Origin of the sequence: Streptomyces sp. NTH33, assembly GCF_003236365.1 — a bacterium.
Classification (GTDB): domain Bacteria; phylum Actinomycetota; class Actinomycetes; order Streptomycetales; family Streptomycetaceae; genus Streptomyces.
Genome location: NZ_POTZ01000021.1, coordinates 19,235 through 31,889, shown reverse-complemented (window position 1 = coordinate 31,889; position 12,655 = coordinate 19,235). Strand labels below are relative to the sequence as shown.

Annotated in this window: 12 protein-coding genes; 4 read left to right on the top strand and 8 right to left on the bottom strand. The window is 74.0% G+C overall.

Features of this window, described 5'->3' with window-relative positions; genetic code table 11:
- Positions 1-2,623 (top strand): ATP-binding protein (locus C1I97_RS03945; RefSeq protein ID WP_111001820.1); only part of this gene is annotated, 2,623 nt, incomplete at its 5' end.
- A gap of 28 nt (positions 2,624-2,651) precedes the next feature.
- On the opposite strand, the gene C1I97_RS03940 is transcribed toward C1I97_RS03945, so the two are convergent.
- Complete coding sequence (locus C1I97_RS03940) at positions 2,652-3,293, bottom strand: response regulator transcription factor (RefSeq protein ID WP_181446548.1); 642 nt, start codon at positions 3,291-3,293, stop codon at positions 2,652-2,654.
- Complete coding sequence (locus C1I97_RS03935; protein WP_146608151.1) at positions 3,290-4,603, bottom strand: sensor histidine kinase; 1,314 nt, start codon at positions 4,601-4,603, stop codon at positions 3,290-3,292. The genes C1I97_RS03940 and C1I97_RS03935 overlap by 4 nt, the downstream gene beginning before the upstream one ends.
- Here C1I97_RS03935 and C1I97_RS39190 point away from each other — a divergent pair.
- Positions 4,586-5,110 carry a hypothetical protein gene (locus C1I97_RS39190; protein ID WP_146608150.1) on the top strand — a complete coding sequence of 175 codons (525 nt, stop codon included), beginning with the start codon at positions 4,586-4,588 and terminating at the stop codon, positions 5,108-5,110. The genes C1I97_RS03935 and C1I97_RS39190 overlap by 18 nt on opposite strands.
- A 35-nt stretch (positions 5,111-5,145) precedes the next feature.
- Positions 5,146-5,871 carry a hypothetical protein gene (locus C1I97_RS03930; RefSeq protein WP_111001818.1) on the top strand — a complete coding sequence of 242 codons (726 nt, stop codon included), beginning with the start codon at positions 5,146-5,148 and terminating at the stop codon, positions 5,869-5,871.
- Positions 5,872-5,899: 28 nt separating this feature from the next.
- Here C1I97_RS03930 and C1I97_RS03925 read toward each other — a convergent pair whose 3' ends face one another.
- Genes C1I97_RS03925 through C1I97_RS03900 form a run of 6 tightly spaced genes read right to left on the bottom strand, consistent with a single transcriptional unit; the run spans position 5,900 to position 12,120 of the window.
- Positions 5,900-6,778 (bottom strand): STM4011 family radical SAM protein, encoded by an 879-nt coding sequence (locus C1I97_RS03925; protein WP_111001817.1) that lies wholly within the window; start codon positions 6,776-6,778, stop codon positions 5,900-5,902.
- Between the two features lie 18 nt (positions 6,779-6,796).
- Positions 6,797-8,164 (bottom strand): STM4012 family radical SAM protein, encoded by a 1,368-nt coding sequence (locus C1I97_RS03920; RefSeq protein ID WP_181446549.1) that lies wholly within the window; start codon positions 8,162-8,164, stop codon positions 6,797-6,799.
- Positions 8,165-8,190: 26 nt separating this feature from the next.
- Positions 8,191-8,997, bottom strand: coding sequence for an STM4013/SEN3800 family hydrolase (locus C1I97_RS03915; RefSeq protein ID WP_111001815.1), 807 nt, complete (start codon positions 8,995-8,997; stop codon positions 8,191-8,193).
- Between the two features lies 1 nt (position 8,998).
- The gene (locus tag C1I97_RS03910) at positions 8,999-10,198 is read right to left on the bottom strand and encodes an STM4014 family protein (protein WP_111001814.1); all 1,200 of its coding nucleotides are present in this window, start codon (positions 10,196-10,198) and stop codon (positions 8,999-9,001) included.
- Complete coding sequence (locus tag C1I97_RS03905; RefSeq protein ID WP_111001813.1) at positions 10,179-11,156, bottom strand: STM4015 family protein; 978 nt, start codon at positions 11,154-11,156, stop codon at positions 10,179-10,181. Before C1I97_RS03905 ends, C1I97_RS03910 begins: the two co-directional genes overlap by 20 nt.
- 7 nt (positions 11,157-11,163) lie before the next feature.
- Positions 11,164-12,120 (bottom strand): STM4015 family protein, encoded by a 957-nt coding sequence (locus C1I97_RS03900; protein WP_111001812.1) that lies wholly within the window; start codon positions 12,118-12,120, stop codon positions 11,164-11,166.
- A 201-nt stretch (positions 12,121-12,321) separates the two neighbouring features.
- Here C1I97_RS03900 and C1I97_RS03895 point away from each other — a divergent pair, with 201 nt between their 5' ends.
- Positions 12,322-12,648 carry a hypothetical protein gene (locus tag C1I97_RS03895; protein ID WP_111001811.1) on the top strand — a complete coding sequence of 109 codons (327 nt, stop codon included), beginning with the start codon at positions 12,322-12,324 and terminating at the stop codon, positions 12,646-12,648.
- The last annotated feature ends 7 nt before the right edge of the window (positions 12,649-12,655 follow it).

Here is a 12,655-nt window from a genome sequence, read left to right as displayed (position 1 = left end):
CGGGGAGGACGGCGAAGGCAGGCGGGGCGGGCTGCTGTTCTTCAGCGCGGCCGCCGGACTGGGCAAGACGACCGTGCTGACCGAGGTCCGGCGCATGGCCGCCGCCCGCGGCTGCACCGTGCTGTCCGCCCGGGGCAGCGAGCAGGAGCACACCGTCCCCTTCCACGTCGTACGCCAGTTGCTGCAGCCCCACCTCGCCTCCTGCACCGAGGCCGAGCGCCGTGAGATCTTCGGCGGGTGGTACGAGATCGCCGGCCCGGCCGTCGGTCTGTTCGCCCAGCAGACCGGCACCGCCGTCCCGGACCCGCAGGGCGTCCGGGACGGTCTGGACTGGGTCGTCACCCAGGTGGCCGTGCGCCGGGCACCGGTCGTGATCGTCCTCGACGACGCCCACTGGGCGGACCTGGAGTCGCTCGCCTGGCTCGCCGCCTTCGCGGTGCGCGCGCGGGAACTCCCCGTGCTGGTGGTCATCGGCTACCGCCCGGACGAAGTGCCCGCCGAGGCCCAGACGTTCCGCGAACTGATCGACGGCCGCGGCGCACGCCCGATCCCGCTGCACGCCCTCAGCCCGGAGGCGGTGGCCGAACTGGTGCGGAGTTCACTCGGAGCGGCAGCCGACGACGTCTTCTGCCGCGAGTGCTGGGTGGTCACCGGCGGCAACCCCTACGAGGCCGTCGAGCTCATGGCCAGGGTCCAGGACCGCGGCCTCACCCCGGACGCGGAGTCGGCCTCCCTGCTGCGCGAACTCGGTGCGAGCGCGCGGGGCACCGGACTGGTCAAACGCCTGGAACGGCTCGGCCACGTCGCCGTCCGGCTCGCCTGGGCCGCCGCGGTGCTCGGCACCGAGATCTCCGCGGAGCTGGCCGCGACGGTGGCCGGACTGCCGCCGGCCGAGGCACAGAGCGCCGTGGACCGGCTGCGGCTCGCCCGTATCCTCACCGGCACCCGGACCCTGGAGTTCATCCACCCGCTCATCGCCACCGCCGTGTACCAGGCCATCCCGCCGACCACACGCACCGCGCTGCACGGACAGGCCGCCTGGGCGGTGACCGACGCCGGCCTGGGCATCATCGCCGCCGCCCGGCATCTGCTCGAGACCCATCCCGAGGGCGACCCGCACACCGTCCGGCAACTGCGCGCCGCCGCACGCGAGAACCTCCGTCTGGGCGCACCCGACGCGGCCCGGCGCTGTCTGGAACGCGCGCTGCGCGAACCGCCGGCGCCCGAGGACCGCGCGGACGTGCTCTACGAACTCGGCTGCTCCGCCCTGCTCACCGCCCCCGCCACCACGGTCAACCACCTCACCGCGGCCCTGGAGCAGCCCTATCTGAACCCCGAGCTCAGGGAGAACGCCACCTTCCGGCTGGCCCAGGCGTTCGCCCACAACGACGAGCCCGCCAAAGCCGCCGCCGTCGTGGGTGCCGAGGTCGCCCGGTCGGAATCCTCCCGAGCACGGCTGCGCCTGCAGGTGGCGCACTATCTGTGGCTGGTCTTCGACGCGCACGAGACGCAGGCGTCCGACCGCTCCCGCCGGCTCGCGGAGCTCGTCGAGCGACTGCCTGGAGAGAACATCGAGGAACGGGCCCTGCTGTGCCTGCGCACCTGGGACGCGACGCTGCGCGGGGAACCGGCCGCGCACACACTGGCCGTCGCCGCACGCGCCATGGGAATGAGCTACACCGACCCGGACTGGGGCTTCGAACTGCCGAGCGTGGCCGCGCTCGGCTACATGTACGCCGACGAATGCGACCGCGCGGAGGAGCTGTTCAGTTCGGCCATCGCCGAGTGCGAGCAGGTCGGGTGGAGCGGCGCCCACCTCTCCTTCGGTTTCACTCTCCTCGGCCTGGTCCGGCTGCGGCGCGGGATGCTGGCCGAGGCGGAGGAGTGCGCGCGTGAGGGAGTGCGCCTGGCCGAGCGGGTGGGCGACCGGGTCCCCGCCCGGTGGTACGCCGTAGGACTGCTGCTGGACGTCCTGCTGTCCCGGGGCCGCCCGGAGGAGGCGCTCCGCGTCGCCAGGACGTACGACTTCGCGCCCCCCTACCCGAACGCGGTGGTCTTCCCGGACTCCCAGACGGTCTACGGGCGGCTGCTCCTCGCCCGCGGTCTGCGCGAGGAGGCCGAGGCCCAGCTCACCGCCGCCGGGGCACGGCTGGAGGCCAAGGGCATCCTCAACCCGACCTGGTGCCCCTGGGCGGGACACCTCGCCCTCGCCGTCGCCGAGGAGGACCCCCGGCGTGCCCGCGCCCTCGCGGCGAGGATGCTGGAGCGGGCGGAGCACTACGGCACCCCCACCGCCATCGGCGAGGCGCTGTCCTTCAGCGCGGCGGTGGCCGAGGACGGGCAGGCGCTGCCCCTGCGGGAACGCGCGGTGCGGGTACTGCGCCGGTCCCCCAGCCGGCACGCCTACGCCGAGGCCCTGATCGACCTCGGCGCGGAGCTCGGGCGCGGCGGCCACGACGACAGGGCGGCCGGGCTCCTGTCCGAGGGCGTCGAGCTGGCGGAGCGGTGCGGCGCCGGCCGTCTCGCCGAGCGCGGCCGTGCGGAGACGACCGGGGCGGGACCGCGGCTCGACGGCAGACGCCCGTTGGCGCAGCGCGGAGCGAGCGCCGCGGAGAAGAGCTGACGTCGAGCCAGGAGACGGGAGTCCTCATTCAGCGCGGGCGGCCCAGCCCGGCGTCGCGTGCCCGGATGATGGCCTGGCTGCGCTGGGTGAGGTGGAGCTTGGTGAGGATCGCCGAGATGTTGTTCGCCACGGTCTTGCTGGACAGGTGCAGGCGCCCGCCGATCTCGGCGTTGGACAGTCCGGCCGCGAGGTGGTCGAGGATGTCCCGTTCGCGTGCGGTGAGTTCCGGGAACGGGCCGTCCTGCGGCGGTGGCGACGCGAACCAGGTGCGCAGTCGGCCGGCCAGTGCCGCGCCGAAGATCGGCTGCCCGGCCGCGGCGGCGTGGATGGCGGCGACGATGTCCGCTCCTTCGGCCCCCTTGACGAGGTAGCCGAGCGCGCCGGCCCGGACGGCGGCGAAGACCGTCGCGTCGTCCTCGAACATCGTCAGGACCAGCACGGCCGTGTGCGGCACCCGGGTCCGGATCTGCCGGGTGGCTTCGATGCCGTGCAGTCCGGGCAGTTGCAGGTCCATCACGACGACGTCGGGCCGTAGTTCGACGGCCTGGCGGACGGCTTCCCGGCCGTCGCCGGCCTCGCCGGCCACCTCGATGCCGCCGACGGTGCCGAGGACCGCTCGCATCCCCTGGCGCACCAGAGGATGGTCGTCGGCGAGCAGCACACGGATCATGGCGTCTCCGGGAGTGGGAACCAGGCGGTGACGGCGCCGCCGTCGGGGCTGGGGCCGGCCTGACAGCGTCCGCCCAGTTCCGCGGCGCGTTCGCGCATCGCGGTCACGCCGACGCCGGGCAGCTCGCCCGCCTCGACGGTGACCCGCAGCGGCGAGCCCACCGTGAGCCGGTCGGCCTGCGACCGCAGTGCTCCGGCGAGCCCGAGGTCGTCCAGGGCGGGCGGGCGCAGCCCGTGCACGACCTTGCGCAGGTCCGCCAGCGCCTGAGCGGCGGCCTCGCGGGCCTCGACGATGTGCTGGTCGGCCGCGGCCGGGTCGGTCTCCAGCCGGGCGCGGGCGGCGTCCAGGGTGAGGCCGACGGCGGTGAGCACCGGACCGAGGCCGTCGTGCAGCTCGCGGCGCAGCCGCCGCCGCTCCTCCTCCCGCGCGGCGACCAGGCGCTGCTGCGACCGCAGCAGTTCGGCGGTGAGGGTCCGGGTGTGCAGCGCCAGACCGAGCTGACCGGCGATGTCGGAGAGCAGGCCGCGGTCGCGGTCGTCGAAGCCCTCCTCGCCGCGCCGGGCCGACGCCGCCAGGAAGCCCTCGATCCGGCCTTCGTACGTCAGGGGCCAGCGCTCCAGCGGCTCGACGGGCGTGCCGTAGGAGGCGACCGGGGTTCCGTCGGCGCGCTGGACGGCCACGTACGGCAGCCGCAGCGCGGACGCCACCGCGTGGCCGAACGAGCCGAGCGCGTCGCCGCCCGGGACGGCGTTGAGCCGCTGCCCCAGGTCCCGCAACGTGCGGTAGGGATCCTGGCGGCCGCCGTAGAAGAGGCGGTCCACCAGGCGTTGCGTACGGTCGCGCAGCGGCACGAAGGACAGCGCCACGGCCACGGCGGCGACCGGGGCCGCGACCTGCCGGGAGACCACCCGGGTGGCCAGCCCCGTCACCACGGCGAAGCCGATGACCAGAGCGGCGGTGATCGCGCCGTAGACCAGGGAGCGGCGCAGGATCGTGTCGATCGACCACAGCCGGTAGCGCAGCACCGGAATGGCCAGGGTCAGGACGAACACGACCGCGTCCACGGTGTTCGTGAGCGACGGCAGCCGCTCGGTGACGGCGAGCGGGAACAGCGCCAGCGCCACGACCACCCCGACCGCCCGCCACTTCAGCTGCTGGCGGGCGATGCCCTCGGCCCGGGCGAACCGGACCACGACACCGAGGCCCGCGATCAGGCCGAGCAGCACCACCACGGGCGCCAGTCCGATCGCCGCGTCGGCGATCCGGCCGACCGCGGTCCCGCCGGTGAGCGGGTGGGAGAGTCCGGTCACGCCGCCCGCGACGTCCCGCAGGCTCGTGCCGCCGAGCAGTCCGCCCACCATGACGAGCGCGGTGCAGACGATGATCGCCTTCTCGAGGACCGCGCTCCACCGGCCGGCCGGTCGCCCGGACGGGAACCGGATGTTGACCAGGCCCTGCGCGGCGATCGGCACGAAGCTCAAGGTCCCGGCGGTCAGCCCCCAGCGGGCCCGGACGTCGCGGTCGCCGTCCAGATCGCCCTCGACGACGGGGGCAACGGCATCCCCGCCCCGGCCGCCTGGCTGATCAGCCTGCTCGGCGTCGCCGGCCTCGTCGCCGCGATCGCCCTGCTCCGCTCCGCCGCCTGGGCCACGCCCGCCGTGCTCACCGTCGGCGCGCTCAACCTGACCGGCGCGGTCGTCGCGCTCGTCCGGAGTTGGGACGGCGCCGTCATCGGCCTCGTACTCAGCGCCGTCGGCACCGGCCTGGCCCTCGCGTACGCCGTGGGCCGGCCGGCGAAGGCGCCGCAGACGAGCTGACCCACCCTCACCCTTCACGGAACGGAGGTTCCACCATGCAGTCCGACACCCGCACCCAGCCGGCCCGGGCGGCCTCGCCGCAGCGCAAGCCGCTGAAGGACGTGCGAGGCTTCTGGCGCGTCCTGCTCGCCGTCGTCGCCCCGCTGCCGATGACCGGCATGGGGCTCAGCCACCTCCTCAGCCCCGTCGACGGGGGCACGTTGTTCGAGGACACCGTGGCGGCCTACACCGGCCACCTCGACCAGGCCCGCGTCACGCAGTACCTCGGCGTGCCGTTCCTGGTCCTGCTGATTCCGGCGACGTTCGCCGTGATCTGGGTGTCCCGCCGGGGCGCGCCCCGGCTCACCACCGCCGGCGCGCTCCTGGCGCTCCTGGGACAACTGGCCGGCTTTCCGCTGAACCAGGGCGGCGACCTGCTGGCGTACACGACGGCGAAGAACGGCCTCGACGTGCCGACGGTGGCGGCGCTCCAGAAAGCCCTGGAGGAGGACCCGTTGGCCTTGACCGGCGGCCTGCTGTTCATCATCGGCATCGTCTTCGGCCTGCTGCTGCTCGGTCTCGCCCTGTGGCGCAGCGGCGCCGCGCCGGCCTGGACGGGCATCGCCTTGGCCCTGGGCGGGTTCACCCACCCGTTCATGCCGGGGCACGTCGCGTCCGGCATCGGCCTGCTCGTCGCCGCGGTCGGCTTCGCCGGGGCCGGGGTGGCGCTCCTGCGCATGAGCAACGACGACTTCGACCGGGCACCCGGCCGCCCCGCCTGACGAGGTCCGCGGCCGGCGGGGCCGCTCGTCACCGGGGCGCCGGAACCGAGTGCCGAACCGCGGGCGGCGCGGCCGGGATCCGTTCCAGGACGCCGCCCGCGAACACGTCGTACAGCGGCAGCGTCTCCAGGTGGACGTAGCCGATGTGGCAGTCGCAGACGGCCAGCGGGCACGCGCGGGGGCGCAGGGCCTGCCGGTAGGAGCCGTCGTACAGGTTGCCCAGCTCCGAGCGGACGAAGTGGCAGCGGCGCACCGTGCCCTCGCCGTCCACCGAGATGACCGACTCCCCCGTACGGCAGGGCAGGCCCGCGCTGCGGTGCGGGTGGCGGCTGTACGGGAAGAGCGGGTCCAGGGCGGTCCACCGGCCGGCCTCGGCGTCGGTGTAGGTGTGCCCCTCGGCGGCGTTGACCCACAGGTACACGTGGGCGGGGAGGTCGGCGCGCAGGCGGCGCGCGTGCTCCAGGTGCTCGGGAAGGCCGACGACGCCGACGCTGTGGCGGACCCCGCGGGCGGCCAGGTCGTGGCACTTGGCCAGGAAGCGGTCGTACGGCGTCTGCCCGGGGTGGAAGGTGCACCACAGGGCGAGGGTGTCCGGGTCGGCCGCCTCCAGCCAGTTCGTACGGCAGCTGAGATTGGTCTGGATCGCCACCCGGCGGATGTGCGGCAGCCGGCTCAGCTCCGCGAGCGTACGCCGGTACCAGGAGCGCACCAGGCCCTCGCCCCACGGTGTGAACAGCAGCGAGAGCCGGTCGCCCCGCTGCGCGGCCGCCCAGGCGGCGAAACGCTCCAGCGCGGTGCGGTCCGCGGCCAGCTGGGCCCGGCTGTCCCGGCGCTTGGCGAAGGGGCAGTACGGGCAGTCGTAGTCGCACGACGCCAGCGGTCCGCGGTAGAGGATCGTCAGGTCCATACGGGCTGCGGCCTTTCGTCACTTCGGTGCGTACGCGGCCATGCGCTCGCGCACGGCGGGGGAGAACAGCTCGGGGCCCAGCGCGTCGGAGTGGGCCAGTCCCTCGGCGGACAGCCGCAGCACCTTTGGACCGGCCGAGCCGTCCAGCCAGCCCCGGTCGCGGAACCGGTCCAGCTCGGCGGCGAAGTCGTCGCCGGGCGCGGTGCCGAAACGGGCCCGGTAGTCCGCGACCGGCATGCCCGCGGCCTGCAGCAGCGACTGCAGCAGATGGCGGCGCCGGGCCTCGTCCCCGTTCATCTCCCAGCCGAAGTCGGCGCGGCGGAAGTCGTCGGTCGAGCGGGTGGTGTACTCGTCGATGATCCCGCGTATGCGGTGCATGTCCACCGCGTAGTCGAAGGAGTAGTGCAGCGTGGAGGTGTACGAGCGGGCGCCGCAGCCGAGGCCGACCATGCCGTCGGTCTGGCACGCGTAGTCCTCCCCGCCGCCGGCGGGGGCGCCCGCACGGCGGAACATGCGCATCGACACCTGTTCGTAGCCCCGCGCGAGCAGGTGGTCGCGGCCGTGGCGGTACAGCCGCAGCCGGTGTTCGTCCCAGGCGGCATCGTCGCCGGGCGTCTGCCCACGATGTCGGCCGAGACCGGTGAGCGGGCGCACGTAGAGGGGATAGAGGTACAGCTCCTCCGGCTGCCAGGCGAGGGCGGCGTCGAGGGAACGGCTCCAGGACTTCTCGGTCTGGCCGTCGATGCCGTAGATCAGGTCGATGTTGAGGACGGGGATGCCGGCGTCGCGGATCCGGGCGAGGGCCGCCTCGACGTCCGCCCGGCGCTGGGGGCGCACGGCCGTCCGTGCCTCGGCGTCGACGAAGCTCTGCACGCCCAGGCTCAGCCGCGTGGTGCCGCGGGCGGCCAGCACGGCCAGCCGGTCGGCGGTCGCCGTGGTGGGCGAGGCCTCCACCGACAGCGGGATCGCGGTCAGGTCGGCGCCCAGGCCGCGCTCGGCGAGATCGCACAGCCGCTCCAGCTCCGCGGCCTCGAGGAAGGTCGGAGTGCCGCCGCCGAACGCCGCATTGGCGAACCGTGCCCCGTCGCCCAGCGCCTCGCGCACCGCGGCCGCCTGGCGTTCCATGGCGTCCAGGTAGGCGGTGGCCAGGCCGTCGGGTGCCCCGATCCGGGTGAAGAGATTGCAGAAGCCGCAGCGGACCTCGCAGAAGGGGATGTGGAAGTAGAGCGAGAGGGCGCCCTTCGGCTCGTCCGCCCACAGCTCGCGCAGCGACGCGTGCTCCCGGTTCAGCGGACGGTAGGCGGTCTTGTGCGGATACGCGTACACATACTGCTGGTACGGGCGGACGGCGGGCGCGGCCGCTGCTTCGGCGAGGGGCACGGGCATGGACATGGGCGCGGGCGCGGGCATGGTCATCGGGTCCCGTCGACGAAGAAGTGGGCGTAGGGCACGGTCCAGACGACGTCATGGCCGATGCGGTGGCCGCTGTAACCGTCCTCCCCGTACGCGGTGCCGTGGTCGGAGCAGACGATGGCGAAGCACGGACGGCGGCTGCCGGCGGCGGCCAGGAGCCGTCCCATGTGCCGGTCCACGTACTCCAGCGCCGCGGCGTGGGTGTCCCGTGTGTCGCCGGCCTCACGCGTGGCCCCGGGCAGGTGGAACCAGTTGGGCTGGTGCAGGGCCGACACGTTCACGAAGAGGAACAGCCGCTGGTCCTGGGGGAGTTCCGCGACGACCTTCTCCGCGCAGGCCACCTGTGCCTCGAAGGACGTGGGGGAAGCCACCCCGAACTCCGGCTCCCAGTGGCTCTCCTGGAACATCCCGGGCAGGACGGAGCCCAGCGGCCCCTGCTGGTTGAAGAAGCCCACGCCGCCGATGCAGACGGTGCGGTAGCCCACGGCGGCCAGACCCGAGACCAGGTCGGGCGTGTCGTAGACGAAGGTGCCGCTCGCGGTGGTCTCACTGCCCGCGAAACGGGCGGCGAACAGCCGCGGATGCGGGCCCGGCGCGGCCGGTGTCGGCAGGAACCCCGCGAACATCGCCTGGTGGGAGGCGTAGGTGAAGCTGCCGGGCGCGTGCCGGCGCTCCCAGACGCCACCGGGCAGGTGCCGGGCCAGGTTCGGGATGCGTCCGGCCGCCGCCAGCTCCTGCGCCACGTCGTGGCGGAGGGTGTCGAGCGTGACCAGCAGGAGGTCGTGGCTGCCCACGACCTCGTTCATGTCAGGCGGTGGTGTCATGGTGGTGCTCCTGGTGTTCTTGGTGCTGCTGGTGCTGCTGGTGCTCTTCGCGTTCCGCTCGCCGTGCGGCGGCCGGTGCGGCGGCAACCTGCGCGGCGTAGGTGTCCAGGCCCTCGGCGCCGCTGCCGGGCAGGCCGGTCAGACGGGGCAGCAGGTCCCCGAAGGCGTTCACCTCACCGACGGCGAAGCGGCGCCACCCGGTGGCCGGCAGGATGTCCACGCCGACGCACAGCGTGCGGGGGAAGCACGCGGCAGCCCGCTCGGCCACGTCCAGCACGTCGGCGAAGCCGCCTCCGGCGGCCCGGATCGCCGCGCGTGCCGCCTCCAGGTCGCCGCGGGCGCCACCGAGGTGCAGATTCGTCATGGGGTGCCGGCTGGTCCGCACCACGGCGTGCGTGGCGCGCCCCGCCACCACGACCACCCGCAGATCGGCGGCCCGGCCGCCCTGCGAGGCCTTGGGCAGCCACCGTTCGACGTGGATCCCGTCCGGGACCAAGGCGTCGACCAGTGCGGCGACCTCGCTCTCCGAGGTGTAGTAGCGCACCCGCAGGGAGTTGTACAGGCGGCCGTCGGCGGTGGTCTCCACGGAGGTCGTCGCCTTGACCCGGCCGGGCCCCGCCATCGCCAGGGCCACGACACCGGAGGCCGACGACCCGTGCGCCGGCTTCACGAACGCCCGCGACATACGGGCGGCCCCCAACTGCTCCCGGAGCCCGTCCCAGCCGTTGACCGGGCCTTCCAGCGCCGGCGGGACCGGGACGCCCGCGGCGGCGAGCCGGGCATGACAGCGCCGCTTGTCGAACATGACCGCGACATCCTCCGGGTCGGCGGTCGTCACCGCGCCCGCACGGTGCGCCGCGGCGGTCACGTCCCGGACCGCGGCGGTGAAACGGCGGTGCCACAGAGCCGTTCCCTCGACCCGGGCGGGATCGTCGGTGTCGCGCAGCAGCCGGTCGACCTCGGCGTTCTCGCCGGGGGAGTCGATCCGTACCAGCTCGCCCGGCCCGAAGGCGTACCGTCCGCGCAGCACGTCCCGCCACGCGAGCACACGGGGCGCCGCGTGGCCCGCCGCGCGCACGGCGTCGGCGATCATCGTCGTCCGCCGGTTCTCGGGGTTGCCGACGACGGCGAACCGAAGCCCTGGGCCGGCAGCGGGCACCCGGCTACTCGGAGACGGCGACATAGTGCCACTCCTCGTCCCGCCATCGGTGTGGGGCCTGACGGTCCGACAGGTCCACCTCGGTCCCGGCGGGGCCGAAGGCCGTGCGGATCCGGTCGGCCATGGACTCGCTCAGGAAGTGGTGGTGCAGGTCCAGCCGCTCGAGATGGGTCAGCGGCTGACCGCCGAGCAGGGCTTCGGCACCGGTGTCGGTGAGGGTGCCCATGGACAGGCTCAGCGACTCCAGCTGCGCCACGACCGGCGCCGAGGCGACCGCCGCCGCGATCTCGTCCTGCAACTCGCTGTCCTGGAGCCCGAGGTGGCGCAGCGCCGGGAAGCGCCCATGGGCGAGTAGCGGTGCGAGGTCGGCCACCGTCGTGTCGCCGCCGTACTGGGACACGCCGAGCCACAGCTCCAGATGCTCCAGAGCGGGCAGTTCGCAGGCGCCGAGGGCCCGCACCACCTGCCCGGGCAGGCCACCGGACTCGAACCGCAGCACACGCAGCGCGTCGTGGCGCACCGGGCGCAGCGACAGGGGCTCCTCGCCGAGCCCCTGCGAGTCGCCGCCGCGAACGCCCAGCTCCTGAAGCAGCGGGAAGGTCTCCAGGACGGGGGTGGCATCGGTGAGCCGCAACCAGGAGATCTCGCACTCCTCGCGGGTGACGTCGGCGAGGAACAGGGCACGCAGCGCGGGGAAGCGCTCCGCGTCGGCCAGGATCAGCTCCAGCACCGGACGCAGGTCGCTGTACTCGTCGTCCTCCTCGTCCCACCAGGGCCCGATGACCAGGGTCCGCACCTCCGTGCTCGGCACCCGGTCCGTGAAGCTCCGCCACAGCTCGGCGAACGGCAGGTCCCAGGCGCAGTCCAGGCGCCAGGCCACGCCGCCCGCGGCGGGAAGGGGCTTTTCACGGGACCCGGGCAGTCCGGGCAGGGTGAAGACGGGCAGGCCGCGGAAGGTGTCGAAGTGACGGGCGAAAGCCATGACGGCCTCATTCCGCGACGGCGGTGAAGCGGTGGAGGACGCCGTCGTCCTCCCACGCCTCGCCGCGTTCCGACAGGTCGACCTCGACGCCGGACGGCTCCAGCGCCTCCCGGATCCGCCGGGCCACCGGTTCGGTGACGAAGTTGTGGCGGAGGTCGAGCCAGGTCAGGTGGGTGAGCGGCTGGCCGCCGAGCAGCGCCGTCACGCCCTCGTCGGTGAGCACGCCGAGGGACAGGTCGAGCGACTTCAGCTGCGCCACGACCGGGGCCCCGGCGACGGCAGCGGCGATCTCGTCCTGGATCTCGCTGTTGCGCAGGCCGAGATGGCGCAGCGCCGGGAAGCGTCCCGCGGCCAGGAGCGGCGCGAGGTCGGCGACCGTGGCGTCACCGCCGTACTCGTCCACGCCGAACCACATCTCCAGGTACTCCAGCGCGGGCAGCTCACTGGCGGCGACACCGCGCACGACCTCACCGGGCAGGCCGCCGGCCTCGAGGCAGAGCGTGCGCAGGTGCTGGTGCCGGACCGCCGGGAAGCGCAGCCCGGTGCCGCCGCGGACCCCGAACTCCTCCAGCAGCGGATAGGCATCGAGGACCGGCGTGACGTCGGACTGCTCGATCCAGGAGATCTCCGCCTCCTCCTGTTCCAGGTCCCCGATGAACACCGCCTGAAGCGCTGTCAGCCGGTCACGGGCCTCCACGAGGCGCCGCACGGTGCCGCTGGAGTCGTTGTCGTACGGCTCGCCCCACTGACCCACGACGATCGCGCGGACGCCCGAGGGGTCCACGGAGTCGAGGAAGCGGTCCCACAGGTCGCCGAACTCCTCGTGCGAGGAGTCCCTGTAAGGGTCGACGGACAGCCGCCAGGCCACGGCGCCCGCCTCCGGCAGCTCCCGCCGGGCCTGGGGGCCGGGGAAGTCGAAGGCCGGGAGGCCGTGCAGTTCCTGCAGATGCTCGACGTGGGACATGTCGCTGGCCTCCTGGGCTCCGAACGCGGTGCGTTGCTCGCGAAGAGTTGTACCAAGCCGCTCTGACATCGCCGGTGACGGGATGTGCGGGACTCGTGCTCCGGGTGTGGTCCGGGGACGCGGTCCGGAGGCGTTGTCAGTGCCCCGGCGTAGCGTCGTGGACATCGGTCGGCGAGGTGCCGGCGGGGAAGGGAGACATGCATGTACCGGCAGGGGGACGTCCTGATCGTGCCTGTGGCGGAGGCGGCCGTGCCGCCGGGCACGGACCGGCTGCCGCAGCAGCCGAGGGACGCGCGGGGGAGGCTCGTGCTGGCTCTCGGCGAGGTCACCGGACACGCCCACGCGGTGGTCGGGCCGGGAACGCTGGTCCGGGAGGCCGGGCCGTTCGGGGCCTCCTACCTCCATCTCCCGGACGGCGGACGGCTGGTGCACGAGGAACACGCCGCGATACCGCTGCCGAAGGGCTGGTACCGCGTGGTGCGGCAGCGTGAGTACGTGCCCGGCGCGGTACGCGTCGTGGCGGACTGAGACAGCG

What these genes read in the sequence shown, in the direction of transcription:
- C1I97_RS03925 (WP_111001817.1), bottom strand. Translation starts at nt 6,778, where the DNA reads ATGGACCTGACGATCCTCTACCGCGGACCGCTGGCGTCGTGCGACTAC.
- C1I97_RS03905 (WP_111001813.1), bottom strand. Translation starts at nt 11,156, where the DNA reads ATGGCTTTCGCCCGTCACTTCGACACCTTCCGCGGCCTGCCCGTCTTC.
- C1I97_RS03900 (WP_111001812.1), bottom strand. Translation starts at nt 12,120, where the DNA reads ATGTCCCACGTCGAGCATCTGCAGGAACTGCACGGCCTCCCGGCCTTC.
- C1I97_RS03920 (WP_181446549.1), bottom strand. Translation starts at nt 8,164, where the DNA reads ATGCCCGTGCCCCTCGCCGAAGCAGCGGCCGCGCCCGCCGTCCGCCCG.
- C1I97_RS03915 (WP_111001815.1), bottom strand. Translation starts at nt 8,997, where the DNA reads ATGAACGAGGTCGTGGGCAGCCACGACCTCCTGCTGGTCACGCTCGAC.
- C1I97_RS03895 (WP_111001811.1), top strand. Translation starts at nt 12,322, where the DNA reads ATGTACCGGCAGGGGGACGTCCTGATCGTGCCTGTGGCGGAGGCGGCC.
- C1I97_RS03930 (WP_111001818.1), top strand. Translation starts at nt 5,146, where the DNA reads ATGCAGTCCGACACCCGCACCCAGCCGGCCCGGGCGGCCTCGCCGCAG.
- C1I97_RS03910 (WP_111001814.1), bottom strand. Translation starts at nt 10,198, where the DNA reads ATGTCGCCGTCTCCGAGTAGCCGGGTGCCCGCTGCCGGCCCAGGGCTT.
- C1I97_RS03940 (WP_181446548.1), bottom strand. Translation starts at nt 3,293, where the DNA reads ATGATCCGTGTGCTGCTCGCCGACGACCATCCTCTGGTGCGCCAGGGG.